At 35.7% G+C, this 26,764-nt stretch carries 28 protein-coding genes; 13 read left to right on the top strand and 15 right to left on the bottom strand.

Annotation, left to right across the window (positions count from 1 at the left end):
• Positions 1–7 precede the first annotated feature (7 nt).
• Positions 8–442: a peptidylprolyl isomerase gene (locus tag DEU39_RS02680; protein ID WP_228432307.1), complete on the bottom strand. Its 435-nt coding sequence runs from the start codon at positions 440–442 to the stop codon at positions 8–10.
• 47 nt (positions 443–489) lie between these two features.
• Positions 490–1,524 carry an acyl-CoA reductase gene (locus tag DEU39_RS02675; RefSeq protein WP_120230845.1) on the bottom strand — a complete coding sequence of 345 codons (1,035 nt, stop codon included), beginning with the start codon at positions 1,522–1,524 and terminating at the stop codon, positions 490–492.
• A 59-nt stretch (positions 1,525–1,583) separates the two neighbouring features.
• Here DEU39_RS02675 and DEU39_RS02670 point away from each other — a divergent pair, with 59 nt between their 5' ends.
• From DEU39_RS02670 to DEU39_RS02635, 8 genes are all read left to right on the top strand, one after another.
• The gene (locus DEU39_RS02670; protein ID WP_034698512.1) at positions 1,584–1,934 is read left to right on the top strand and encodes a 4Fe-4S binding protein; all 351 of its coding nucleotides are present in this window, start codon (positions 1,584–1,586) and stop codon (positions 1,932–1,934) included.
• A gap of 108 nt (positions 1,935–2,042) precedes the next feature.
• Entirely contained in the window at positions 2,043–3,107 is a 1,065-nt protein-coding gene (gene serC, locus DEU39_RS02665) for a 3-phosphoserine/phosphohydroxythreonine transaminase (RefSeq protein ID WP_120230844.1), read from the top strand.
• Positions 3,108–3,214: 107 nt separating this feature from the next.
• Positions 3,215–4,180: a D-2-hydroxyacid dehydrogenase gene (locus DEU39_RS02660; RefSeq protein ID WP_120230843.1), complete on the top strand. Its 966-nt coding sequence runs from the start codon at positions 3,215–3,217 to the stop codon at positions 4,178–4,180.
• Positions 4,181–4,182: 2 nt separating this feature from the next.
• Positions 4,183–5,427: a DUF1015 domain-containing protein gene (locus DEU39_RS02655; protein ID WP_062670332.1), complete on the top strand. Its 1,245-nt coding sequence runs from the start codon at positions 4,183–4,185 to the stop codon at positions 5,425–5,427.
• A 54-nt stretch (positions 5,428–5,481) separates the two neighbouring features.
• Positions 5,482–6,885, top strand: a complete 1,404-nt coding sequence (locus DEU39_RS02650) for a M28 family peptidase (RefSeq protein WP_120230842.1) — start codon at positions 5,482–5,484, stop codon at positions 6,883–6,885.
• A gap of 2 nt (positions 6,886–6,887) precedes the next feature.
• On the top strand, positions 6,888–8,246 hold the full coding sequence (locus DEU39_RS02645; RefSeq protein WP_120230841.1) for a M28 family peptidase: 1,359 nt from the start codon (positions 6,888–6,890) through the stop codon (positions 8,244–8,246).
• Positions 8,247–8,249: 3 nt separating this feature from the next.
• Positions 8,250–9,608 (top strand): M20/M25/M40 family metallo-hydrolase, encoded by a 1,359-nt coding sequence (locus DEU39_RS02640; protein ID WP_120230840.1) that lies wholly within the window; start codon positions 8,250–8,252, stop codon positions 9,606–9,608.
• Positions 9,609–10,305: 697 nt separating this feature from the next.
• Complete coding sequence (locus DEU39_RS02635; RefSeq protein WP_147367550.1) at positions 10,306–10,536, top strand: hypothetical protein; 231 nt, start codon at positions 10,306–10,308, stop codon at positions 10,534–10,536.
• An 83-nt stretch (positions 10,537–10,619) separates the two neighbouring features.
• On the opposite strand, the gene DEU39_RS02630 is transcribed toward DEU39_RS02635, so the two are convergent.
• The 8 genes from DEU39_RS02630 to DEU39_RS02600 all read right to left on the bottom strand — a co-directional run bounded on the left by DEU39_RS02630 (position 10,620) and on the right by DEU39_RS02600 (position 17,699).
• Positions 10,620–12,413, bottom strand: coding sequence for an ATP-binding protein (locus tag DEU39_RS02630; RefSeq protein WP_120230838.1), 1,794 nt, complete (start codon positions 12,411–12,413; stop codon positions 10,620–10,622).
• Position 12,414: 1 nt separating this feature from the next.
• On the bottom strand, positions 12,415–13,569 hold the full coding sequence (locus DEU39_RS02625; RefSeq protein WP_120230837.1) for a hypothetical protein: 1,155 nt from the start codon (positions 13,567–13,569) through the stop codon (positions 12,415–12,417).
• 142 nt (positions 13,570–13,711) lie between these two features.
• Complete coding sequence (locus DEU39_RS02620) at positions 13,712–13,933, bottom strand: hypothetical protein (protein ID WP_120230836.1); 222 nt, start codon at positions 13,931–13,933, stop codon at positions 13,712–13,714.
• A 147-nt stretch (positions 13,934–14,080) separates the two neighbouring features.
• Positions 14,081–14,461 (bottom strand): hypothetical protein, encoded by a 381-nt coding sequence (locus DEU39_RS02615; RefSeq protein ID WP_228436610.1) that lies wholly within the window; start codon positions 14,459–14,461, stop codon positions 14,081–14,083.
• 56 nt (positions 14,462–14,517) lie between these two features.
• Positions 14,518–14,655 carry a hypothetical protein gene (locus DEU39_RS24635; RefSeq protein ID WP_228436609.1) on the bottom strand — a complete coding sequence of 46 codons (138 nt, stop codon included), beginning with the start codon at positions 14,653–14,655 and terminating at the stop codon, positions 14,518–14,520.
• Positions 14,656–14,823: 168 nt separating this feature from the next.
• Complete coding sequence (locus tag DEU39_RS02610) at positions 14,824–15,861, bottom strand: peptidylprolyl isomerase (RefSeq protein ID WP_228436759.1); 1,038 nt, start codon at positions 15,859–15,861, stop codon at positions 14,824–14,826.
• An 82-nt stretch (positions 15,862–15,943) separates the two neighbouring features.
• Positions 15,944–16,456: an FKBP-type peptidyl-prolyl cis-trans isomerase gene (locus DEU39_RS02605; RefSeq protein WP_062670348.1), complete on the bottom strand. Its 513-nt coding sequence runs from the start codon at positions 16,454–16,456 to the stop codon at positions 15,944–15,946.
• Between the two features lie 172 nt (positions 16,457–16,628).
• A complete protein-coding gene (locus DEU39_RS02600; protein WP_062670350.1) occupies positions 16,629–17,699 on the bottom strand; it encodes a branched-chain amino acid aminotransferase in 1,071 nt (356 codons plus the stop codon).
• Positions 17,700–17,784: 85 nt separating this feature from the next.
• Here DEU39_RS02600 and mnmD point away from each other — a divergent pair, with 85 nt between their 5' ends.
• Positions 17,785–18,459 carry a tRNA (5-methylaminomethyl-2-thiouridine)(34)-methyltransferase MnmD gene (mnmD, locus tag DEU39_RS02595; protein WP_062670352.1) on the top strand — a complete coding sequence of 225 codons (675 nt, stop codon included), beginning with the start codon at positions 17,785–17,787 and terminating at the stop codon, positions 18,457–18,459.
• Between the two features lie 202 nt (positions 18,460–18,661).
• On the top strand, positions 18,662–19,078 hold the full coding sequence (locus DEU39_RS02590; protein WP_120230835.1) for an NUDIX domain-containing protein: 417 nt from the start codon (positions 18,662–18,664) through the stop codon (positions 19,076–19,078).
• A 21-nt stretch (positions 19,079–19,099) separates the two neighbouring features.
• On the opposite strand, the gene DEU39_RS02585 is transcribed toward DEU39_RS02590, so the two are convergent.
• Positions 19,100–19,804 (bottom strand): DUF4294 domain-containing protein, encoded by a 705-nt coding sequence (locus tag DEU39_RS02585; RefSeq protein ID WP_062670356.1) that lies wholly within the window; start codon positions 19,802–19,804, stop codon positions 19,100–19,102.
• A 51-nt stretch (positions 19,805–19,855) separates the two neighbouring features.
• On the opposite strand from DEU39_RS02585, the gene DEU39_RS02580 reads away from it, so the two are divergent.
• Positions 19,856–20,929: a M42 family peptidase gene (locus DEU39_RS02580; protein ID WP_062670358.1), complete on the top strand. Its 1,074-nt coding sequence runs from the start codon at positions 19,856–19,858 to the stop codon at positions 20,927–20,929.
• Between the two features lie 340 nt (positions 20,930–21,269).
• The gene (gene rpe / locus DEU39_RS02575) at positions 21,270–21,920 is read left to right on the top strand and encodes a ribulose-phosphate 3-epimerase (RefSeq protein ID WP_120230834.1); all 651 of its coding nucleotides are present in this window, start codon (positions 21,270–21,272) and stop codon (positions 21,918–21,920) included.
• Between the two features lie 205 nt (positions 21,921–22,125).
• On the opposite strand, the gene DEU39_RS02570 is transcribed toward rpe, so the two are convergent.
• Genes DEU39_RS02570 through DEU39_RS02560 form a run of 3 tightly spaced genes read right to left on the bottom strand, consistent with a single transcriptional unit; the run spans position 22,126 to position 23,971 of the window.
• Positions 22,126–22,611: a DUF1772 domain-containing protein gene (locus DEU39_RS02570; RefSeq protein ID WP_228432309.1), complete on the bottom strand. Its 486-nt coding sequence runs from the start codon at positions 22,609–22,611 to the stop codon at positions 22,126–22,128.
• Between the two features lie 37 nt (positions 22,612–22,648).
• Positions 22,649–23,746: a DUF692 family multinuclear iron-containing protein gene (locus DEU39_RS02565; RefSeq protein ID WP_120230832.1), complete on the bottom strand. Its 1,098-nt coding sequence runs from the start codon at positions 23,744–23,746 to the stop codon at positions 22,649–22,651.
• Between the two features lie 3 nt (positions 23,747–23,749).
• Entirely contained in the window at positions 23,750–23,971 is a 222-nt protein-coding gene (locus DEU39_RS02560; protein ID WP_062670362.1) for a hypothetical protein, read from the bottom strand.
• A 145-nt stretch (positions 23,972–24,116) separates the two neighbouring features.
• On the opposite strand from DEU39_RS02560, the gene DEU39_RS02555 reads away from it, so the two are divergent.
• Positions 24,117–25,964: an alpha-L-fucosidase gene (locus DEU39_RS02555; protein ID WP_120230830.1), complete on the top strand. Its 1,848-nt coding sequence runs from the start codon at positions 24,117–24,119 to the stop codon at positions 25,962–25,964.
• A gap of 76 nt (positions 25,965–26,040) precedes the next feature.
• On the opposite strand, the gene DEU39_RS02550 is transcribed toward DEU39_RS02555, so the two are convergent.
• The gene (locus DEU39_RS02550; protein WP_034687444.1) at positions 26,041–26,457 is read right to left on the bottom strand and encodes a nucleoside-diphosphate kinase; all 417 of its coding nucleotides are present in this window, start codon (positions 26,455–26,457) and stop codon (positions 26,041–26,043) included.
• Positions 26,458–26,764 lie beyond the last annotated feature (307 nt).

The raw sequence follows: 26,764 nt of genomic DNA, 5'->3' as shown, positions 1-26,764 counted from the left end.
TTAAGTCTTATTTTGAGGGCAATACTCCAAGAATTTTTCCGTCATCCTCAAATACAGCGGTAATAACTTCCCTGGAAGATTCTCCTGCATATTTGTATTTAATACTCGGGTGATTGATTCCGTCCATTGTTTTATAATATCCGGCCTTTAAGACTTCAAGTTTTTTGTTGGGATCAATACCGTCTTTGACTTTCTTAAGCACATCATCCGTCACAATTTCCTTTACCTTCTCAGAAATCAATCCATCAATAGCCGTACGGTCTGAAGCCTGTAAAGCAACAATGAACTTCTGGAAGTTATCATTATACAAACTGACCTTTTCCTTACTTATAGTGGCCTGCACTTCCTTTTCAGGACTGTTTCCAACCTTTGCACCTGTTACTTTCTGTGCAAAAACCAGCTGTCCGCCCACAAGAGCAAGTCCCAGCAATAATTTTTTCATAGTATTCATTTTTGTTTTGGTGAAATAAGTGATGGAAGATACGAAAATCAGACCAGTTCTAAAAATTTCATTGTATCTACGTTATCTGCATAGGTATCCAGACCCGGATTTTGAGCTTCACCAAACGGAATAGCATTCAGTTCCAGCTCTCCTTTCGCCACTACACACTGAATATTTTCTTCATTTTCTGCAATAAAGCTTTTCACATCATCCAAGGATTCATATCTGCTGAAGTTGATTACAGAAAGCGGACTGAAAAGCTTATCATCCTCTTTCAGCATTACAAAATTATTATCCCAGAATTTATCCTGATTTAAAAGATAAACCGCTCTGTTATAATCATAATTGTTGGCATATTTATTATGATTGATAATATCCTGGAATCCTAGAAAGTTTTCAAACAACCTGTCAATCACAAAATCCTGCGGAATGAAGATTCTTGTCACATTTCTGCATCCCAATCCAAAATACTGGAAAATATCTTTCGCCAGAAGCTGCAGTTCTTCATCCGTTTCATCTCCCTTCAACACCGCCACAGAAGTTCTGTTCTTACGGATAATATTTAAGTGATTTTTAAAATAATATTCCAGATATCTTGCTGTATTATTACTTCCGGTAGCAATAACGGCATCAAAATTCTCTAATTTTTCGACAAATTCAAAAACTACATTTTCATTGGAAAATTCATTCCACTTCTTTAATAAAAACGGAATCATATACTTATCCTTTGAAGACAGCTTAATGACAGGGATGTGATTGATTAAAACAACAGACATTACATCATGAAACCCTACCAAAGGGATATTTCCGGCTAAAATGAGTCCAACTCTTTTAGAAATTTTAGAGATTGAATAATTTCCAAGCCAGTTTTTGATATTTTCTTCAGTCAGAAGATCTGTCCATTGCTGTAAAGCAAATTTCTGATTATCAATGGTAAACCACGGATTCTCTATTTCAGATCTTTTTAACAATAATTCGATATCAGCATCATCTTCATTGTGATCTTCCTGTTTCTTAGCTAAAAACGCTTTTATATAACTACTTAATTTAATAAGTCCTAAAACTTGATTTTCGGTATTCATAATTACTTTAAAATTGGGTAAAATTTTGTAATTTTGTGCAAATTTAAAAAAAATTAGCGATGGCTATTAAAATAACTGATGAATGCATTAACTGCGGGGCTTGCGAACCGGAATGTCCAAATAATGCAATATATGAAGGAGCTGTAGATTGGAAAGCTTCTGACGGTACGGCTCTTCAAGGTACGATTACGATGCCGTCGGGACTTACTGTAGATGCCAATTCACCGCAGGAACCTGTAAGTGATGATGTATACTTTATTGTAACAGACAAATGTACAGAGTGTAAAGGATTCCATGAAGAACCTCAGTGTGCAGCAGTATGCCCTGTAGACTGCTGTGTGCCTGATGAAGATCATGTAGAGTCTGAAGAAGCTCTTCTTAATAAAAAAGCATTCTTACACGGCGAATAAAAAATTCCGTCTCATCATCTGTGAGGCGGTTTTTTTAACCCAAAATCCAATTAAATCAAAATAAAGCAGAAGGATATCCAAGTCCCGAAGCACCCAAATAATAAAAATATGAACAAAAAGCACAACTTCAGCGCAGGACCATGTATTTTACCACAAGAGGTATTTGAAAAATCAGCACAGGCTATCCTTGACTTTAACGGTATTGGATTGTCTCTCCTTGAAATTTCGCACAGAAGCAAGGATTTCGTTGCGGTAATGGACGAAGCGCGTGCCATTGTAAAAAGATTGATGAATCTTGGTGATGATTATGAAGTACTTTATTTAGGAGGTGGTGCCAGCCTGCAGTTTGCAATGGTTCCTTACAACCTGATGAAAGTAGGAGGAAAAGCAGCTTACCTGGATACAGGAACATGGGCAGCCGGAGCTATTAAAGAAGCAAAAAAAGTAGGAACAGTGGATGTAGTAGGTTCTTCAAAAGAAGAAAACTATTCTTTTATTCCTAAAGGTTATACGGTAGGTGCAGAATACGATTATTTCCACTGTACTTCCAACAATACCATTTATGGAACTCAAATGAAATCTTTCCCTCAAGTGGATACACTGATGGTATGTGATATGAGTTCTGATATTTTCTCAAGACAACTGGATTTCTCTAAATTTGACCTTATCTATGCCGGAGCTCAGAAAAATATGGGGCCTGCCGGAGTTACTCTGGTGGTTATCAAAAAAGAAATTCTTGGTAAAACAGGAAGAGAAAACATGTTCTCTATCCTGGATTATTCTCAGCACATTGCTAAAGAATCTATGTACAATACTCCACCGGTATTCCCTGTATACGCTTCTTTACTTACCCTTCAGTACCTTGAAAGAAACGGAGGAATTGCTGCTGCAGAACAAAGAAACGAAGCTAAAGCCAAACTTTTATATGATGAAATCGACAACAATCCGTTATTCGAAACTTTCTGCGTAAAAGAAGACCGTTCACTCATGAATGTTTCCTTCAAAATTACAGACGAAAGCAAGAAAGAAGAATTTGACAATGCATGGAAAGCAGCAGGGATCAGCGGGTTAAACGGACACAGAAGCCTGGGCGGATACAGAGCTAGTTTATACAATGCCTTACCTATCGAAAGTGTACAGGTTTTGGTGGATGTAATGAAGTCAATAAAATAGCTTATATTAGGCGACCGAAAAATAGAAGGATATCAGACAAAGGATGTCAGATAACAGACCTCAAAATCTAACTTCTGACATCTTCAATCTAACATCATAAATAACTCATGAAAGTTTTAGCAAACGACGGAATTTCAAAAGCAGGAGAAAATACTCTAAAAGAAGCCGGAATTGAAATTCTGGACAATAGAGTGGCTCAGGATCACGTTATTAATTTTATCAACGATAATAATGTGGATGTTCTTCTGGTAAGAAGTGCAACGAAAGTAAGACAAGATCTGATTGATGCATGCCCGGGCCTTAAGATTATCGGAAGAGGCGGTATCGGAATGGACAATATTGATGTAGAATATGCCAAAAGTAAAGGCATCAAAGTAATCAATACACCTACAGCATCTTCAAAATCAGTGGCAGAACTGGTTTTTGGCCACTTTATTTCACTGGCGAGATTCCTTCACGAGTCCAACAGACTGATGCCATTGGAAGGAGAAACTCATTTCAACGCCATGAAAAAGTCATTCAGTAATGCGTATGAACTTTCAGGAAAAACATTAGGAGTAATCGGCTTTGGAAGCATTGGCCAGGAAGTTATAAAAATAGGAATTGCTTTAGGAATGAAAGTAACCGTTCTGACAAGAAGCCCGAAAACAGAAGTTCTTACACTGAACTTCTTCAACGGACAGTCTGTGAACTTTGAAATCACTTCCACCAATGATATGGATGCATTCCTTAAAGATGCAGATTTCATCAGTATCAATACGCCGAAAACGAATGAGTATATTATAGACACCCCTCAGTTTGAAAAAATGAAAGATGGAGTCTATATTGTAAATACTGCAAGAGGAGGTGTCATCAACGAAGTGACCCTTATCGATTTTATCGAGTCAGGAAAAGTAGCCGGAGCGGCACTGGATGTTTTTGAAAACGAACCCAACCCGGAACTGCCTTTACTGATGAACCCCGCATTATCACTTTCCCCTCACGTAGGCGGCAGTACGGTGGATGCGCAAGAGAAAATCGGTATCGAACTTGCAGAACAAATTATTAAGCTACAAAAAGAAACTATAAGATAAATATGCCTGTTTTTAAACCTTTCCGTGGAATAAGACCTCATAGAGACTTTGAGAGTACTTTCCCTACCCATCCACTGGATAATTTCACCCAGGAAGAGATTGCGGAGAAAGCTCAAGTTGAAAATACTTACATCAATATGATTAAACCCTATGTTGTAAGTAAATCTAAAGATATTGACCGGAACCTGCGAAAGATCCGTTCCACCTTTGAAGAACTTCTGGAAGAAAAGAAATTGGTCCAGGACAATTCATCCTACTATCTTTATGAGCAGATCTATCCCAACAAACAGATGTTCAGAGGACTTCTGGGATTGGCAAGTATCGAAGATTTCTGGAATGGAAAAATCAAAAGACATGAAAGTACCATCCCGCAGAAAAAAGAAAAACTGGCTCACTACCTTGAAAAAGTAAACCTGCAGGCTGAACCTGTGCTTCTTACCTACCCTGCCAATTCAAAAATTGAATTGCTGATGAATCATGAGGAAAAAAATGTTCCTATCTTCAATCATGTAGATTCAATGGGTATCAGACATAAAATCTGGAGAATAGATAACCGTCTGAAGCTACAGCAATTTAAAGAAGTGATTGATCAGATTGATTCGTTTTATATTGCCGACGGACACCACAGAATTGGTTCCACAGCAATCAATGCAAAATACCATAAGGAGAAAAACAAAAAACATAACGGTACAGAGCTTTACAACTTTGTGTATAGTTTCATTGTTTCCAACCAGTCGATAAAGATTCATGATTACAATAGAATCTTACATGACCTGAATGGTATTTCTCCGGCAGATTTCCTGAAAGAACTTGAGAAATATTTCCTGATTCACGAAAAAGGAGAAGCATCGTACTACCCTTCTCAAAAATTCCATATTTCAATGTATATGGATGGGAAGTTCTATTCTCTTCACGTGAAGCATGATCTTCGTTCCAAAGAAATGTCTCTGGATAATCTGGATCACCATCTTTTAGATAAGTATATTTTCAAAAACATTCTGAAAATTGAAGATCCGGACAGCTCTGAGCTTATTTCTTATGTGAAAGGAACATCCAATATCAATGGAATCAATCTTTTAAAAGAAAAGGTAGACAACGGTGAAGGTAAAGTTGGTTTTGGAATTTATCCTGTAAGTTTTAATGACATGATTAAAATTTCAGACTTAAAATTAAGTATGCCTCCGAAATGTACATTTATTGAGCCAAAATTAATTACTGCTTTATTAATGTACGACATGAAACCTTAATAAATTACTATTTTTTCCCTACTTTTATCAACGGAAAAGATAAGTAAATAAAAAATGAAAAAAATATTCATTATACTTCCACTCTTTTTGAGTGGATTTTTATTTTCTCAGAAAAAACCACTTAAAAACCCGACAAAAAAAGGTACTGTTGCCAAATTCAACTATCATGATGAATTCAGAAAAATTTCAGATGAAATTATGACTAACGGTACTGCTTATGATAATCTTGGAGAGCTCACCAAAAGAATTGGTCCACGTTTCAGTGCAACTCCAGGTTATACCAAAGCCGTAGAATGGGCAGAAAAAAAATTCAAGGAAATCGGGATTAATATGATCTGGAGACAGGAAGCTAAAGCACCAGTCTGGATCAGAGGAAAAGAATCTTTACAAATCAAAGCCGGAAATGGAGACTGGAAAAACATCAGAATGCTTTCTTTCGGGAATTCTGAAGGAACAGGTGGAAAAGATCTGGTGGGCGAAATCGTTTTAATCAATTCCACATCTGAGCTGAATGCCATGTCAATAGGCCAGTTAAAAGATAAAATAGTTTTTGTGAATGTTCCTATGGACCCGAAAATTATTAATACAAGTGATTCCTATTTACAGGCCGCAAAATCAAAACTAATTTCCGCTTCTGTGATTGCTAAAACAGGTGCAAAAGCATTAATTATAAGGTCACTGACGACTGCTAGTGACGATACTCCTCATGCTAAAATGATTTACTACGAACCAGATGATAAAGTTAAAATTCCAGCTTTATCAATTGGTGTAAGATCTGCAGACGAATTGGAGAAAACCTTAAAGAAACAAAAAGTCACAGCTAAAATCAATATGACCGCCGAATCAAAAGATGACACTACAAATCCCAATATCATTGCTGAAATTGGAGGTAAAAAAGATTCTAAAGTAATTGTTTTAGGTGCTCAGCTGGATTCGTGGGATATTGGTGAAGGTGCAGTAGATGATGGAACTGGCGTTGTGCAGTGCATCGAAGTGTTAAGAACACTCAAAGCACTTGGATATGAAAACAACCACACCATCCGTGTAGTTTTGTATGCCAACAGTGAAAACGGAGGGCAAGGTCGTGAGATGTATGCAGCATATGTAAAAAAGAAAGACGAAAAACACGTATTTGCCTTAGGAACTGATGCCGGAGGATATTCTCCCCGAGGATTCTCTTTAGACATGTCACCTCAAAGACGAAGACTGGTGTATCCCTGGAAAGAATATTTTCTGCCTTATGGCGTCTATGATTTTGACCAGACAGAAGCCATTCAGGATATTTCGCCTTTGAAAAAACTGGATATTCCTTTAGCAGAGCTTGTGGTAGACACCCAGAGATATTTTGATTATCACCACTCCGAACAGGATACTTTTGACAAAGTAAATAAAAGAGAGCTTCTTCTTGGAGCTGTCGCCATAACACAGATGATTTTTATGGTTGATAAAAACTGGTAACAATGAAAAAGATAACAGGAACTTTATTACTTCTTTTTGGAATGGCCGCATTTGGTCAGTCTAAAGAAGATTCTGTCCAGTTCAGAAAAATCTCCACAGAAATTCTGAACAACGGAAAAGGATACAATGAACTGAGAGAACTTACCAAAACTATAGGTAACCGTTTAAGTGGTTCAGAAGCCTATGAGAAATCCGTACAGTGGGCAGCCCAGAAACTTCGTGATGCCGGAGCTGACAAAGTATGGCTTCAGGAAGTGATGATTCCGGTTTGGGTAAGAGGAAAAGAATCATTACAGATTAAAACTTCTAATGGAAAATGGAAAAGTGTAAAAATGCTTTCCCTTGGAAATTCTGAAGGAACCGGAGGTAAAGATCTTTCCGGAGAAATCATCATGGTAAAATCACTGGAAGAATATGACAGACTTCCTGCTGAAAAAGTGAAAGATAAAATTGTGTTTTTCAACTATCCTTTTAGTCAGGAAAATGTACAGACATTTATTTCTTATCGTGATGCAAACCCCTACAGAAGAACTGCCGCTTCATTAACGGCTAAAAAAGGAGGGAAATTTGCCATCGTCAGGTCTCTTTCCTCTGCTTTCGATGATGTTCCGCACACAGGTAACATGCGCTATGACGAAAGTATTTCCAAAATACCAGCTATAACAATCGGAAATACATCAGCTGATGAACTTGAAGCATTATTAAAGAATCATCAGGTTACTGCTAAACTCAATTCCAGCTGTGGCATGAAAGGAGAAAAGCTTTCCCATTCTGTGATCGGAGAAATTACCGGTAAAAAAGACCAAAGTGTTATTGTTGTTGGTGGGCATTTAGATTCCTGGGATGTTGGAGAAGGAGCCCATGATGACGGAGCAGGAATTGTGCAGAGCATTGAAGTATTAAGAACCTTTAAAAAATTAGGAATTCAGAATAATCATACGATCCGCGCCGTTTGTTTTGCCAACGAAGAAAACGGAACGAAAGGTGGGAAACAGTATGGTAAAGTTACCAAAGAAAACAATGAAAAACATCTTTTTGCCATAGAATCGGATGCAGGAGGTTTTTCACCACGTGGAATTTCCCTCGAAATGGATGAACCTCAAAGAAACCAGATCAAAAGCTGGGTGAATCTGTTTTTACCTTATGGCGTTTACAACTTTGAAGGAAAATATTCAGGGTCAGATATTGCCCCGCTTCACGAAATGGGAGTTCCCACAGCTGAACTGGTACCGGATCCGCAACGCTATTTTGATATTCACCATACCGAAGAAGACACTTTTGAAAAAATCAACCGCAGAGAATTATTATTGGGCTCTACGGTGATGACACAACTTATTTATATGATTGACAAAAATTGGTAAACAATGAAAAAGATATTAGGAACTTCATTATTACTTTTTGGAATGGCTGCATTTGGCCAGTCTAAAGAAGATTCTGTACAGTTCAGAAAAATCTCTACAGAAATCCTGAACAACGGAAAAGGATATACAGAGCTTAGAGAGCTTACAAAAAATATAGGCCACCGCTTAAGCGGATCCGAAGCCTATGAAAAGTCTGTAAAATGGGCAGAACAGAAACTTCGTGATGCCGGAGCTGATAAAGTATGGCTTCAGGAAGTGATGATTCCTGTCTGGGAAAGAGGAAAAGAATCTCTGAACATCCAGACTCCCAACGGAAAATGGAAAACCCTTAAAATGCTTTCCCTTGGGAATTCTGAAGGAACAGGAGGAAAAGATGTTTCGGGAGAAATCATCATGGTAAAATCTATGGAAGAATATGACAGACTTCCTCCTGAAAAAGTGAAAGATAAAATCGTGTTCTTCAACTACCCTTTCAGCCAGTCATTTGTAGAGACTTTCAAAGCCTATGGTGATGCTGCAAAATACAGAACAACTGCTGCTTCTTTAACCGCTAAAAAAGGAGGCAAATTTGCCATCGTAAGATCACTGTCCTCTGCTTTTGATGATGTACCTCACACCGGAGCAATGCGTTATGAAGACAAAGTTTCCAAAATCCCTGCGGTAGCCATCGGAAGCACGACTGCAGATGAACTGGAAGCTTTACTGAAAAAACAGAAAGTTAATGCAAAACTAAACTCCAACTGCGGAATGAAAGGAGAAAAGCTCTCGCACTCTGTTATTGGAGAAATCACAGGTAAAAAAGACCAGAGTGTAATTGTTGTCGGTGGACACCTTGATTCCTGGGATGTAGGTGAAGGAGCCCACGATGACGGAGCCGGAATTGTACAAAGCATTGAGGTTTTAAGAACCTTTAAAAAGCTGGGTATTCAGAATAACCACACCATCAGGGTTGTTTGTTTCGCCAATGAAGAAAACGGAGTAAAAGGAGGAATCCAGTACGGTAAAACGGTAAAAGAGAAAAACGAAAAACATCTTTTTGCTATTGAAACAGATGCCGGAGGCTTTGCCCCGAGAGGTATTGCCCTGGATATGGATGATGCGAAAAGAAATCAGATTAAAAGCTGGTCGAATTTATTCCTTCCTTACGGAGTTTATAATTTTGAAGAGCGGTTTTCAGGAACAGACCTTTATCCGCTTCACGACATGGGAATTCCCGCTGCAGAGCTGATGCCGGATTCGCAGCGATATTTCGATATTCACCACACAGAAGAAGATACTTTTGAAAAGGTGAACCGAAGAGAGCTTTTATTGGGAGCCACCGCTTTGACTCAGATTATTTGTATGATTGATAAAAACTGGTAAAATATGAAACCGTCTTTCTAAAGGCGGTTTTTTTATTTTAATAGTAATGCATAATAAATTTCACAGTATTCCATTAGTGAAATTTGTGCAAAAAACATTTGGGTTATTTATTGTTTATTTAAAATACATAAAAATACTTCTCGTCCGTAATATTTTCTTCGTTCATTAGCATTAGCTTTAAAAAACAGAAAATTTTTCTATGTTTAAGGAAATAACAGAAGAAAAAACGCTTCACCACTGCCCTCATCAATCCCGTGAAACAAAGTGTTGATCGCAAAAACAGAACTTTGGCATGATATTAGCATTTAAAATATTGAGAAAAAATTAAAAAAACACTAAGGATGAGAAAAAAGGTTTTCTGTGGATTTTCAGTTTTTCCACTGATTCAAGTTCATATCTAGTATATGAATCCTTTTTTTTCTACGATGCCGTAAAAGATACGGGCTCGTGATCAATTACCCCCCCGTTAGTTTTTCACAGCAGTTTTGCACCCGTATCTGACTGGTATCACAATAACCAGGAATCATTGATTGATTCAAAAAAAACAAAAATATCCCGGACTTTCAGCCCGGTATTGCGATATAAATAAATGGCAAAGTCATCGTGAACCTTAGCCCAGTAAAAGAATATATTCTTTTTACCGTGATGAGTGCGCCTTTATGCTATAAATTAATGTATAACCCTTAAAATGTTAGTAATGATGAGAGCCTTTTTTGAAATGATTTTTAAGAGAAATGAAGATGCTGCAAAATTGCATATATGGAGCCTAATGCTGGTGTTAAGTTTTGCTGCATTTTCTGTGTTGGTATACGCCTTAGAACCAAGCTTTAACAGCTTAATTATATACCTGACGGCATTTGCCGCTTATATCGGGTTTGGCCTTGTATTCATCAGTTCCTTAGCCGGAACGAGTATGAAGAAAAGATAACAGAACATATAACTTTCAATTTATTTTTACTGAAAAAACCGCCCCGTTTGGGGCGGTTTTTTGTTTTAAAAATCAGTTAAATTTTAATTAATCCATTTCGAAGTTATATTTTTAAAATCAACCTTATCGAACCACTCGTTTTTCCATTTTTCCAGATACGGTATATCATTGGAAGATGGCTCATGATCACATTTATCAATTTTTACAACAGAAGGCATAACTGTTGCTTCGCCTATTAATAAAGCTTCTCCTGATTGTAAAGAAGGCAAGATATCAGTTATTGCGCCTAGAGTATCTGGCAATAATCTTTTAACATAATTTTGATCATCAGGATTTGTTAATCGCATTGCAATAAAATTATTACATTGAGAAAAAATAGTCTCTGATAACTCTGAAGGTCTTTGACTTATGATTGCTAAAGAAATTCCATATTTCCTTCCTTCTTTGGCAATTCTCTCTATTGATGCCCTAGAAGACTTAAATCTTGCCAAATCACTTTTAGGCACATATTTATGAGCTTCTTCATAAACTAATAATAAAGGCATATCATTATCGCCTACTTGCTTTTTATAATAATAAGAATAATCAAATAATAATCGTGATATTAACGAGACTGTAATACTCAATACCTCAAAAGGAACACCACTTAAATCAATAATCGTAACATTTGATTTTGCATTTTTTCTAATTTCAGATTTATAACTATAGCCTAAAAACTGTCTTAAAGTATCTTCAAATGAAATTTCTTTACTTTTCTCACCGAAAAGAAATTGACGCAGTCTTGGTGAATTTATTTTAGTATTTAATCTAGTAACAAACTTATCTATTGAACCATCACAATAAGGACCTTTACTTATTCCATGTCCTCTAGCTTGGCTTTCTCTACGAGGAGCAATAAATGAAAAGCTTTCTTTAAAATAATGTTGAATTTTTTTAGAATCCGACTCAAATACAATTGCATCTTCAACAAATTGAATATTCAAATCATCTTCTGTATGTCTAGTTTCTTTACGAAGATTTTGAAGACAATTTAAAATTTCATCAATATCAAATTTTAAAGGACTATCAAAATACACCTTAATTTCAGAAGGATTTTTTACAATTTTATTTTCGGTTATGATACTTCTTAATAAAGAGGATTGATTATAATTATTATTATCACCTGATTCTAAAAAAAGTTCTTCTAATTCTTCAGCATTCAACAACCAATAAGGAAGAATTAAATCATCAATCGTTATAATATTTGCATTTGGAAACGCAGATGCATACTCAGAATGAATGTCGAAGATTACTATATGAGAATTATTTAATCCTGTAAAGTCACTTTTCTTTTCTTTAGTTGCATTTTGTAAAACTTTAGCAGTAGTATGAGATTTTCCAGAGCCTGTAGAGCCTACAATTGCAAAATGTTTATTAAAAAATTTATTTCCGTTAATTGGAACATCAATCCTATCTTTTGAAGATTGCGAGAGTTGAGCGAAGCAAAACTTTTCATATTTGCTTTCTCTACTTCCACTTTCATAAATGGCTTTTATATCATCAACTGATGCTTTAGTAGCCTCTTTTGGAGGTAAAGCAATTGAATCTCCCCCTCTTCTAAAAATTCCATCTTCAATTGTTCCGAGAGGATTTGCTTCAATTAAATATTTTCTCTTTCCTTCATCTTCTTGCCCATCCTTTCCTTCAGAAACTTCGATAAGAAAACTCTCAATAATAGCTATCAGCTTAACGTCAGAATTTTCATTATCTGAAATTTGTATATATGATCCCACTTTTAATTGTTCAGCACCTTTAAAAGCATTTAAATCACTTACTTTTATTTTAACTTTATTGGGCAAAACAGCTATTACTTCACCACTTGCTTTTGAATCTTTCATTTTAAATAATATTTTGAATTTCTTTAAGACGTTTTATTTCAATCTTAATATATTTTCCATTAAAGACAATGGGACTCGGCCTATTAAAGTAAAACTCGTAGATTTCAACAGTTTTATCTTGCTTCTTCAAAAACTTTTCAAGATCTGTCTGATTATTTATAAATTTAAACTGAATTTTATTTGCTTTTGTTGGGTTTATTTTAACACTTTCAATATTAAATTGAGCGTTAAAGAAATCGTATCCATCAATAATTACATAATCATCTTTTTGTAATCCAAATTTTAGTTTTACAAGATCTTCATTTGAAATTCCATCAAAATAAATATAAGGACAAAATCTGTCACTACTAGGCGAGTTATTCATCTTATTATTACTCCATCTATTTTTTATCAATAATACAATTTCCTTTAATAAAGCAATATTATAGGATGAAGTTGTCTGAATAATAAAAACTCTTTCAAATGCTTCATTATTCAACCCTATTCTAAAAAACATTTTATTCAAAGCCTTTAGTTGACTTTCTCTAGATTTAAAATCTGCATAACTAGAAGTGAAGATAATTTTTTTATTATCATAAATTAATTTGTCAATTTCACTTTTAGAAGTTTTCCTTAAATTAATTTTAGAAGAAGGATTTTTAGTAACAATTTCTAATAAAAAAGCAGATATTAAGGAATAGTATATTTCTGCTTCACGATCTGTTTTTGAATATAAAAATTTTATTTTTTCAATTACGGAATTGTACTGCATTTCAAAATCTTCGGCATAAATAAGAGTGAAATTTTTCACAAATTCATTTTTATCTACCTCTAAAAATTGGGAATCTTCTTTTCCCAATATTTTTTTTAAATCTAAAGTTGTAAGAGCTTTATTTGAAACCGGAACCCCTTTTAGATAAATGTAAAGAATAAATTTTTTATCTCTATTCGATATAAATTGCTTCAATATTTTAATTAAAGGGTCTTTTATTTTTTCTTTTTTCTTTGCATCATTATAGATTGTATCATGATACTTCACTTGAACATAATAATCGTCATACCCATAATCTTGAAGTTGCTCAATTTGAATTGTTTTTTTAGGATTATTAAATAATTCTAAAATTGTTCTATCAAATTGATATTTATATCCCTTTAATGCAATATAAGCTCCGTCCATAAAGTCAGTAATATTTTCAAATCTATAAATATACACTTCTACAACCTTACGGAAAACCGTATTTATACGGAAATTCCAACAAAAAAAGCCACCCCTTCCGGAGCAGCTTCCGATAACAAAGTTATCTTAACATCGTAAAAACTTATTCTTTAAACAGATCCTTCATCATTTCTTCAAGGATCTTCTTTGTTTCTTCTTCAATCATTTTCCCTGACTTTTCAACCAGTTCTTCTTTGAAAGGTTCACAGCAGGCTTTTATTCCAAAACCTTCATCTGTTTTTACAAATTCCGGATGCCTACTGTGTTCTTTGCATACTTCAGATTCTATTTCCTTCTTTATCTGGTCGTAATTCAGGTCAAACATATTTTTTTATTTTGTTCTTTTAAGTGCTTGATAAAGATAGAAGTAATAAATTCATACCGAAATCCGTATTTCTACGGTATTTTCAGGAAACAAAAAACCGTCTTTTTCGGGACGGTACGATTCAATGTAAAAATTATTGTTTATTCTTTAGAACTTATCCAGAATTTTCTTCGGTAAGATCTTCACCAGTTCTTTCTTATATTCCTTTTCAAGAATAACAAATTTCCATGCCTTTTTATCTTTTGAAATCGCACAGGCTTTCATAGCAGCGTTGATGAGATATGAATCTTCGCTGGCGACATATTTCACATTATTTGCTCCGTATTTGGCTGTCAAAGCACCGTTCATTCTCTTTTTCATATCATCATTTAATGAACTGACATTGCATTTCAGTTTCAAAAAATAAGGGGTAATAGAAAAATATTCCCCGGTTATGAGTTCAGGCTTTTCAATATTTCCAAACTTCAGATCTTCTACTTCAATTTTCATAAATGGATTATTGTAAGTCATATTCAAAATCTGGGTCATTTGCTCTTTTGACACTATGGTGAAGAATTTTGGATATATGCCGCTTACCGCCTGATCTATCTGTTTGGATGAATGCTGTTGACAAAATAAGTAAGTGATTTTTTTATCGCTGGATCGTCAGGATTAGTCTTAGTCTGTGAAAAAGTCTTCATTGACAGCAGAACGAACAGAAACAGAAGTGATTGGGTTTTCATGGCTGAATGGTTATTATAAAGTTTAAAATTACTTTTACTGGAAAACGGTTAATCTTTCCATATCGTAAAATGTGTCGTAACCTGTATGCCAATCGTTACAGAATGTATTTGAGGCCAATAAAAAAGCCATCCTTTCGGACAGCTTTTGATACTATTTTGAAGATTCAATTATTTTACTTTTACAAGCTCAACATCGAAAACCAACCATGAGTTTGGCGGGATCACTCCTCCTGCTCCTCTTTCTCCGTAAGCCATTGCAGGCGGGATCAGTAATGTAGCAGTTTCACCTTCTTTCAATAACAGGATACCTTCATCCCATCCTTTGATTACTCTTCCCATTCCGATTGGAATTTCGATAGGTTCGTTTCTCTTGAATGAAGAATCAAACTCAGTTCCGTCTACCAGTTTACCTGCATAGTGTACAGATACATTGTCACCAGCTTTTGGCGCTTTACCGTCAGCTGTTTTTGTAATTTTATAGTAAAGGCCTGATTCAGTTTTTTGCATACCAGCTTTCAGGTTTTCAACCAATTTCTCCTGGTTAGCTTTGAATTCTTCTTCTCTTTTTTTCTTTTCAGCTTCTTCTTTAGCGATGAAAGCTTTATTGTTTTCTGCGATTTTAGCCTTTCCTTCATTGAAAGTTTTAGCTGCATCATAGTGCTTGTACTCATCACCTTTGCTGAAAACAGAAACTTTTTCTAAAACGATATCTGTTTTAGGTTTGTCCTGAGCTCCTTTTTCAACGTTCGCAATCGCATCAATTACCTCATTTCCTTTTACCACTTTTCCGAAGATCGTATGTCTTCCATCTAACCAAGGTGTAGCTACTTCAGTAATAAAGAATTGAGAACCGTTGGTATTTGGTCCTGAATTCGCCATAGAAAGAATACCTTTCCCTGTGTGTTTAAGGTCGTTTCTTTCGTCTTCGAATTTATACCCAGGATCTCCCATTCCTGTTCCCTGAGGATCACCTCCCTGGATCATGAAATCTTTGATTACTCTGTGGAAAATAGTTCCGTCATAGTAAGGAACTCCTTTAGCCTTAGCTTTGTTGTCGATTTTCCCTTCTGCAAGACCGATAAAGTTGGCTACAGTTACTGGTGCTTTCTTGTCCTCAAACTTCACAATCATGTTACCTTTTGTGGTTTGAAGATTGGCATAAAGTCCGTCATTAAGACCTTCGTAAGTTTCTTTGTCTACGTTCATTTTTTTATAAATTGGGGTACAACTCATCAGCGAAATACTTGCCGCTGCCAGAATTATATTCTTGTTAAACAATTTCATGTATTTATAAAGCTTTTAATTTTATGATTAATGGAATGTCGTTGTCTATTTTCTTTTCGTCTCCGTAAGTCCCGTAGGCCAAAGAAGACGGTACCAAAAGTGTTACTTCCTCTCCATCATGTATAAAACGCAAAGCGTTCTCCACTGCTCTCAGTTCATCAAAGTGTCCGAATCTGGCATCTCTTCTTTCAAAAGGCTGATCGTAGATTTTCGTCTGATCAAAATCATACAGATCATAAGAATAGGAAATTGTAGTTTCATCTTTCCTCCTTTCTCTTTGATCATAGCCTTCTACCGTTACCCAATAATTAAGCTGCGTTGGATAATACTTCACAGACTGACTGCTGATCCAATCCTGAATCTGCCCTCTTTCTATGACATTTAGATTTTTCATCCTGTTCTTAGAAACATCCAGATCTTTCTGGCTTAAAACCCCACCTACAGGGGGATGTGCCGTCTGTGCGTTTCTGTTACAGCTCAACAGGCTTATGGCTGATATGAAGAGTATTTTTTTCATAAACTTTTGCGAAAATACACATTTCGGGAATCAATTACAAAACTTGACACAGAAATATGTGAATGTTGTAACGCATTGATCTTAGCCAAAAACTCTTCGTCCATTTTACGTGAATAGGCATATATGAAAAAGCCGGGAAAAACCCGGCTTTCATATCGTTATATCAATAGTATTATACTGTTTCCAATACGTGATCTACCATTACTCTCCATCCGAACGGATCTTCAGACAAGTTGGTTTGTAAATCTACCAAATCTTTTTTAAGGATAGCCGCATAGCTTTCTTCATCAGATAATCTCGGAAGCGAAAGTTTTTCTCCCTGATATCCTAAAGCCTGGAATTGAGTGGTTACTACTGCTGTACCTACTCCCCATACTTCTTTAAGTTCACCGTTCTTTAAAGCTTCGATTACAGTTTTTACCGCAATCGGTTCAATTTTCACTTCGATACCTCTTTTCTTCGCTAACTGGATGAAGCTGTCTCTCGTTACTCCGTCAAGGATTTTCTCAGATGTTGGCGGCGTATAGATCGTATCGTTGATTCTGACAAACACGTTCATTGTACCACTCTCTTCGAAATATTCGTGTGTAGCATCATCCGTCCAGATGATTTGCTCATACCCTTCTTCAATGGCCAACTGTGTAGGATAGAAAGAAGCCGCATAGTTACCTGCAGCCTTTGCAGAACCTACCCCTCCGTTTGCCGCTCTTGAATAGTGATCAGAGATCTTTACAGATACCGGTTCTGAATAATAACTCTGTGCCGGTGTTGCAACGATGGCAAACATATATTTATTAGCAACTCTTGCTTTCAAAGCTTCCTCTGTAGCAAAAATCAAAGGTCTGATATAAAGCGACATTCCTTCCCCCTGTGGAATCCACTCTCTGTCAATATCTACCAAAGCTTTCAATCCGTCTAAAAACATTTCTTCAGTCACTTCCGGCATAGCAAGACGTTTCGCTGACTTGTTGATACGTTCAAAATTCTTTTCAGGCCTGAAAAGGAAAACCTGCCCGTCTTTGTCTTTATAGGCTTTCATACCTTCAAAACAAGCTTGTCCGTAGTTTACTCCCATCATAGCAGGCGTAAATGGAATCGGACCGTAAGGAACTAATTTTACATCACCCCATTTTCCGTTTTCATACTCACAAATGATCATATGATCGATGAAAGTACTACCAAATGAAAAATTGTTAGGGTCAAATGTAGAAATTCTGGAGTTTTCAGTTTTTTGAATTATCATTTTTTAAAATTTTTACGATGTTCTACAAATTTAACATAATTTTCTAAATATAAAAATTTTAGAGTAAATTTGACAAAAAATTAGCTTGAAAAGAGAGATTAAGACCACAAACGACGGAAGTAAAACATTGTTTATCAATGATTTAAACGAGAACTACCATTCTCATCACGGAGCCCTGCAGGAAGCCGAACACGTGTTTATCAAAAATGGACTGAATTTAATAAATGATTGCGAAATTAATATTTTAGAACTCGGTTTTGGAACAGGTTTGAATGTTTTGGTAACAATTAATGAATATTTAAAAACTGACAAAAATCATGTCATCAATTATTTTTCGCTCGAAAAATACCCCATAAATGAATCCGAAGTTAAGGATTTGGCTTACTTTGAACTTTTTGATAACCCAGAGTTTAAAAATATTTATCAGAAAATTCATCTGGCAGATTGGGAAAAATCAGTAGAAATCATTAGTGGATTCAATTTAAAAAAGATAGAATGTGACTTTTTCGACCTGAAAGACATTGATCTGCCTAAAATTAATCTTGTTTACTTTGACTGTTTTGGAGCCAGAGTACAGCCAGACCTTTGGGAAAAGCCACTGTTTGAATTGGTTGCTGACAAAATGGCCATTAACGGATTATTAACCACCTACTCTTCTAAAGGCAGTGTAAGAAGAATCCTTCAGGAACTGAATTTCAAGGTGGAGAAAAAACAGGGACCTCCGGGAAAAAGAGAGATGATTAATGCAATTAAATTGTAGAATGGAAGCTTGAGGAAGGAAGTTGAACGTTTACAGCCGAATGCTTGATTTTTTACTTTAAAATAATAATCAATATATAAAATACGTTGATTCAATATTATTGGAAACAGATAGTATTAAACTTCCAGCTTCACGCTTCCAACTTCCGGCTTTTTCCAACAAAATTCCTTACATTAGCTATAAAATATTATACATTATATATATGATAGACAAGATCAACATTAGAGTGTATGCGTGTGCGGTAAAAGATAAAAAAGTTCTGACTTTATTTGAAGAATATGCCGGCGAACCTTTAATGAAATTTCCGGGTGGTGGATTGGAATACGGTGAAGGAGTTCTTGAATGTCTGCACCGTGAGTTTGATGAAGAACTGAATGTGAAAATCAATGTGCTGGAACATTTCTATACTCAGGAAAATTTTCTGGTATCGCGTTTCAGAGAAAACGAACAGCTTCTTACCATATATTATATAGTAGATATCGTTAACGAGGAAGACTTTATTATTCTGGATCCCTGTATTGAAAAAACAGAATGGATTGATATCGACAGACCGGACAATCCTTTTCCTCTTCCAATAGATAAAATTGTATTTGACAAATTAAAAGAAAAATTCCTGTAAGCATTCTTACAGGAATTTATATTATTTCTTTACTTTAAAATCATTAGCTCCGGGATAAGGCTGCAGATAACCTGAGTTCCAGTTGGACTGCAGTAATGACTCTATAAATTCATCACTTCTGTTGGTGTGAGGATCATAACGCTCTTTCAAATCAATATCAGCCATTTTTCCTTTTACATTCCACCAGAAAGCACTCCATCCACCTCTTAATTCTTTGATAATCTCAAATACATTTTTTCCGGTTGCCCTGTTCATCAGTTTTGCAAAAACCTGTCCTTCGGTAGTCGTAAGATCTCTCAATTGTTTTTCATATTGGTCAGCCAGTATATTCTGTCTTTCTCTTACAAACTTTCTTTTGGCTTTGCTGTCCAGATCATTCATATCTTTCTGGATATCTCTGTACTGCTGCAATGCAGTCACAAATAACGGATATACCCTGTACAGCTTTTTGTTGAGAAAATAATAGTAATTCTTATCCAGCTGGTTATTAAATCTCGGTTTATTCACTAAAACCAACTCATCCAATACGACTACAGGCTCTCCATTGATTTCATACACCTTAATCTTCTGCTGTTCATCATAATAATATTTATTACCAAATTCATCCACTTTCAGAGATTCAGGCGGGTACTGATTGAGTGGTTTCGCCACTATCCCATCCTTCTGACCGAAAACACTTACTCCAAAAAAGAGAATAAAAAGGCAGATAATCTTACTAAAATTCATTATTTTTACACTTATAAGAAGAAAAATTAAACGCAAAAATCATTCCTTTTTATGAAATTTGAAAAGAAATCTTTGAAATTTTTAGAGAAATATTTAAACACATCATCTCCAACAGGTTACGAACATAAAGGTCAGGAAGTCTGGATGGACTACATCAGACCTTACGTAGATAAAATTGAAGTAGACCATTACGGAACCTGCTATGGGATCATCAATCCGGAAGCTGAATTCAAAGTAGTGATTGAAGCACACGCTGATGAGATATCATGGTATGTCAATTATATTACAGATGACGGATTGATCTACGTCATCCGAAACGGAGGTTCTGATCAGACGATTGCTCCTTCAAAAGTTGTCCATATCCATGGTGAAAACGGAATTGTAAAAGGGGTATTCGGATGGCCGGCTATTCATACAAGAACCAACCAGAACGAGCCTACGCCTAAAATTGAAAATATCTTCATCGACTGTGGTGCAACTTCTAAAAAAGAAGTGGAAGAAATGGGAATTTTTGTAGGTTGTATGATCACCTACCCGGATGAATTCTTTGAAATGAATGACAGATATTTTGTCTGCAGAGCCCTGGATAACAGAATCGGTGGTTTTATGATTGCTGAAGTTGCCAGGCTGCTAAAAGAAAATAAAAAATCTATACCGTTCGGACTTTATATTACCAATTCTGTACAGGAAGAAGTAGGTTTATACGGAGCAGACATGATTGCGGACACCATCAAACCGAATATTGCTATCGTTACTGACGTTACCCATGATACTACCACTCCAATGATTGAAAAGAAAAAAGAAGGAGATCAGAAATGTGGTGCCGGGCCGGTAGTATTCTTCGCACCAAGTGTTCACCACACCATCAGAGAATTAATTATTGACACCGCAAAGACCAAGAAAATACCATTCCAAAGAGCTGCAGCCAGCAGAGCAACCGGAACTGATACAGATGCGTTCGCCCATTCCAACGGCGGCGTACCAAGTGCTTTAATTTCCTTACCTTTGCGTTATATGCATACTACGGTAGAAATGGTATCTAAGGAGGATGTAGGTAATGTCATCAAACTTATCTATGAAACAGTTCTTAAGATCAAGCCGGAAATGAAACTGAAGTATCATTAATATAAATGAAAAACGTCTTTTATTATCTGATCCGGAAACCAACTTTTATATCGGTTTTAACAGCTGTCTTTTTTAGTTACATCATCTTTTTAACTGTATATAAAATATTTGATCCTCCCAAAATAGGGTCGGCATACAATATGATTCTTGAGATGTTGTTAATTGTGAGCGTTGTACCTTTAGGATTATTTATAATTGACAGGTTATTGGTTATTAAAATTAATCATATCAAATTAACAATCATAGAAACTATTATATTCGGGTGTTTTTCCCTGTATTATTTTTTAGTTGTTAATCCATTTTAAAGAAAGAAATCTAAGTAAAAGTATAAAAAGTAAAAATGAAAACGAAGCTTATTGCTCCATCCCTATTATCGGCAGACTTTGGGAATCTGCAAAGAGACATTGAAATGCTGAATAATTCTCAGGCCGACTGGTTCCACATTGATGTCATGGACGGAAGATTTGTTCCTAACATTTCTTTTGGTTTCCCGGTAATGAAAACCGTTCAGCAGCATGCTAAAAAATTTGTGGATGTTCACCTGATGATCGTGGAACCTGAAAAATATGTTGATGAATTCATCAATCATGGTGCTGATCTTGTTTCTGTTCATTATGAAGCATGTACCCACCTTCACAGAACCATTCACCATATTCAAAGCAAAGGAGCAAAAGCAGGTGTTGTTTTAAATCCTTCTACTCCGGTATTAATGCTTGAAGATATTATTGCAGATGTAGATCTTGTATTGCTGATGAGTGTAAATCCAGGCTTTGGAGGGCAGAAGTTCATCGAAAATACTTACAAAAAGATTGCAGAAACCAAGGATCTGATCTTAAGTAACAACTCTACAGCACTTATCGAGGTAGACGGAGGAGTAAATCTTGACAACGCTTCTAAATTATTTGAAGCCGGAGCTGATGTTCTTGTGGCAGGAAATGCTGTTTTCTCAGCGGAAAGTCCGGAAAAAACCATTGAACTTTTAAAGATATAAAAGAATCAAAATAATAAACAAAAGGCAGCCATTGGCTGCCTTTTCTCTTGTTTGGAAATTTAAGTCGTCTTGGTTATAATCTTTTTTTCAACTTATTTGAAAATGTTTAAAACTATCTTGCTAACAACACAAAGATCTGAATAAAACCAGACGTACACATCGGTAGAAATACGTAATTTAATAGTAGGTATTTTCACTTAATCCATTATAATTCTTTATTCCAGACACAGGCACAGACCACAAAAATGATCGAAATAACTGAAAAGACCGTTCTGATATTATTCAGAAAATTCCATCTGTTTTCAAAATTTTCCCGCATCTGCCTGATCGTCTCTGCTGTAGAATTAGAGATATCAAACTTATCTAAGGCATCATTCATAGGAACATTTCCGGCAACAGTGACTCCGAAAACGCCAATCAGATAGGCAAGTGTAGCAAGAAGAAGAAAAATAAAAACAGGCTGCTGTCCGCGGAGCAAAAATGTAGATAAGGGAAGAAGAACCACCGTTCCCATAAAACTCATAAAGAATACAGGGTTAAGAATTTCGCGGTTAATGCTCTGCATCGCCTTTAGGTATTCGGTGTCGGAAAGCTTTCCTAATCCAAGCACAACTGAGCACGAATAAGCATAGAAAAGTCCTCCTATCAGAGCAGTGAGGACAGCGGTAATGATCAATACTAATGTTGTCATTTTCATATATTTTGATTTTGGTTATCAGAGAATAGAATTAGTAAGGATTCCATTTTTTAATGATATTCTGAGCGGTAAGGATCATTTCAGCGTCCCAGTTTTCAGTTTTAAAATAGTGAAAATCCAGATCTTTAATGTTTTCAACATTTGCATTCTCATAAAGAAGTCGGGTAAGCCTTGATTGCTCTTCATATAAAAGCAAATCTTCCAGAGGTTTAGCGGGAAGTTTAATTTCTTCTTTACACCAACCGTTTTGTTGCTTTAATTTCAGGTCTGAAGTTTCAATGATTGTTCTGACTTTAGTAAAATCTTCCATAAAACTATTCCTTTTCTCTTCCGTTTTTAAAGTGTGCCCAAGTCTTTCAATGACAATATATTCAAGATTTGGACATTTTTTCATCACAGAGGGCAACACAGAAAGGATATCTTTAGGAATAACATCATCATGGGTATCCCTTCTCACCTGCTTTTTTCTATAAACACTATCCTGCCAGCTTCCTCCGGAAAGATGAATTTCTTTTACCTTATCCAGAGGATACAAATCAATGATCTGCTGCATCTCTAATTCGAAATTACAGGATTGGCAGTAAATATTATGAAGATCAAGAATCAGAAAACCATTGGTATCTTCCGTGAGTTTGTCAAGAAAAATGCCTTGTTCTTTAACATCTTCAATAGAAAATGAAAATGCCAGATTTTCTATCCCTACAGGAATATTTACAGCATCCTGAAGTCTGTATAATCTGTCTTTTCCTATTTGTAAAATTTTGGAATGTAGAGATACAGGTAATGGTACTCCCTGATGAAAATTCTCAGTATTCATGAAACCAAAATGTTCCGTGATATGATTGTATTTCCGCAGGCTGACTTCTTCTTTTAATTTCTTCAGCCATTCTTCCTGCCTTGCCGTCCATCTCGCATCAAATAAAGAATAATATACTCCATGCCCTATTAAACGGTTATTTTCCGCGTAAAAATTCAACAGATCCCGAAGCCAGTCCGGCTCATTGGTATGATAAAGAGTATCAAAAGACCATTCCATCACTTCAATGGAATTGTTGTGCAACAATGGCAAAATAGCAGAAACAAAATCCGGTTCCGCCATCATGGATACTCCTAATATTGGCTTTCTCATTTTCTATCCCATTCCACAAGCCGGACAGCCATGTCCACGAAGTACAAGTGTATCTTTTTTAACAACCGGTTTGGGTGTTCCCGGTTTTTTCTTTTCAACCGTATCCGTAGAAGTCGCTTTCTTTACTTTTTTAACAGGCTTTTTTGTTTTAGCTTCAGGTTTAGTCGTCTGTGCAGATACTCCTACCGCTAATAAACTCGCCATCAATAATGCTGGAATTTTCATAATTTCTTTTTTCAGATAAATTTTACAATAAACGTTCCATTTATAAAAATACAATAATAAGAAACGTTTTGACAACAATTATCAGAAACTATGCTATACTATAATGTTTTCTTTATCTATATTTAATGTTAAAATAAATCTATATATGAAAAGCAGTCTGATTAAAGCTGTTTTCCTTGGATTGATACTATCTGCACATAGTATCGATGCACAGGTTCAGACAGTTGATAACAGCAAAAAAATGGAATGGTTCAGCAATGCAAAACTGGGTATTTTTATTCATTGGGGAATTTATTCTGTCAACGGAATCTCAGAGTCCTGGTCATTCTTCAATAATTATATTAACCATGAAAATTATATGAAACAGCTGAATGGTTTTTCAGCTTCAAAATACCAGCCCGAGCAATGGGTAAACCTCATTAAGGAATCCGGGGCAAAATATGCGATCATTACCACAAAACATCATGACGGAGTTTCACTATGGAATTCAGGAGCGGAAAGAGCAACAACTATCCCTCAAAATTCTTTGGCTAAAAAAGATGTTCTAAGTCCTTTTGTTTCTGCTCTGAAAAAATCAGGATTAAAAACAGGACTTTATTTTTCGTTACCGGATTGGAGCCATCCGTATTATGATATCAATACCCGGACAAAAAAACGCTACGAACTCAAAAATGATCTAAAGCGCTGGCAGAGTTTTATCAGCTATTACCAAGGTCAGCTCAATGAGCTTTCTACCCTATATTCACCGGATCTTCTTTGGTTCGATGGAGACTGGGAACATACTTCCGAAGAATGGGAAGCCGCTCAGACCCTGGATTTACTTAAAAAATACAATTCTAATATTATCATTAATTCAAGGCTTAATCATCACGGAGACTATGATACTCCTGAGCAAGGCATTCCTGTTATGCCACCCCAAAATCCATACTGGGAGCTTTGCTACACCATGAATGATTCATGGGGATATCAGCCTTTTGATAAAAATTATAAAACCTCCAATATGATTGTCAGAACCCTGGCAGATGTGATCAGCATGGGCGGAAATCTTCTGCTTGACATTGGTCCGAGATCAGATGGTACAATTCCTGAGGAACAAATTGAGATTCTTAAAAATCTTGGTCGATGGACTTCCAAAAATCAACATGCCATTTATGAAACAACCCGCGGAATTCCGTTTGAAAACTATAAAGGAAAATCTTCACTGTCTACATCAAAGAAGTCTTTATTCCTCTATCTTGAAGAGGCCAAAAACCTGACAAAAATTTATGGAGTGCCAACAAAACCTCTTTCAGTAAAGATTATCGGAGATCCATCCGCTGTTGTTACAATGGACTATAACGCTGAAAAAACACTGACACTGAATTTCTCCAAAGTAAAATTTGACAAGGATGTCACTGTGGCAGAACTTACTTTTGACGCTCCTCCTGTATTTCTGAAAGATTTTAAAAAGGAAAAGCATCCTCTTCCCGAAATTCTGGAAAACAAAAATACTCAGGAAGCTGTTTATGATATCGCCAATGCTCTGAACGATGATCAGAATATACTGACACATGAGGGTATTACCAATGATGGTCTTGACATGAAAATAAAAAAAACGTCTAAAACAAATCCGGAAACCATAGAATGGATAAGCAAGCATGCTGAAGCTTTGTTTGAAACAGGAAAAGGCCTTCCTACTGGTCACTACCCAGGAATGAGCGCTTTATCAAAAGACAAGCAGACACTATATCTTTTTGTGGAAGGAGTTCCTACGGGATCTATTGCTCTGAAAGGGATAAAAAACGAGATTGCCAGAATAAGAGTTGTGGGTGAAGGCACTATTCTTCCTCATACGATCTATAATAAACTGTACTGGAGTGACAGACCGGGAATTATTTATATTGACGTTCCAAAGGAAAAACTTGACAAGCAAATGACCGTCATTGCTGTTTTACTGAATAAACCTCTGGAACTCTATAGAGAAAATGTGGGAGCAATTGAAAACAATCTTTAGTACCTGAAAGATCGATTTATATAAAAACAAAATCCGGAGAAATTCTCCGGATTTTTTATTTTGTAAGATGATTTTCTTAGAAAATCTCTCTTCCTGAAAAATGGAACTGAGCTTCGATTAATGCATTCTCGTCAGAATCTGAACCGTGAACAGCATTTTCTCCGATGCTTCTTGCAAACATTTTTCTGATTGTACCTTCTGCAGCTTCTGCAGGGTTAGTAGCACCGATTAATGTTCTGAAGTCTTCAACTGCATTGTCTTTTTCTAAAACTGCTGCAACGATAGGACCAGAGCTCATGAATTCTACTAATTCTCCATAAAATGGTCTCTCAGCATGTACTTCATAGAATTTTTTTGCATCAGCAACTGTAAGCTGAGTTAATTTTAAAGCTTTGATCTTAAAACCTCCTTCAGCAATCTTACCCAATATAGCACCGATATGTCCGTCAGCAACTGCATCAGGCTTAATCATAGTGAATGTAATGTTAGACATAAATGTATATTTTTTTAATGGCGCAAAATTACAAAAAATATCTTTGATTTTTATTTTAATTTTTTTTAACATAAAAATAACTTTTATTAAGAAATCGTAACACAAACTTTGGCACAGTAATTGTTTATTCTATTGCGATTCTCATGTTTAATTTGAGTTTTCATGGTTATTAGTTTTTACCCAGCTTCGGCTGGGTTTTTTATTTGCAAAAAATGAAGGTATTTTTTATTAATTATGTAATTTTTTAATTAATATTTAATCATATTTAACGATTTTCTTCTTTTAAGTGCAATTGGTGAAATAATTT

This window comes from Chryseobacterium sp. AG363, assembly GCF_003610675.1.
GTDB classification, from domain to species: domain Bacteria; phylum Bacteroidota; class Bacteroidia; order Flavobacteriales; family Weeksellaceae; genus Chryseobacterium; species Chryseobacterium cucumeris.
Note: the sequence above shows the minus strand (reverse complement) of the source record. Positions and strands in the feature narration are given on the sequence as shown.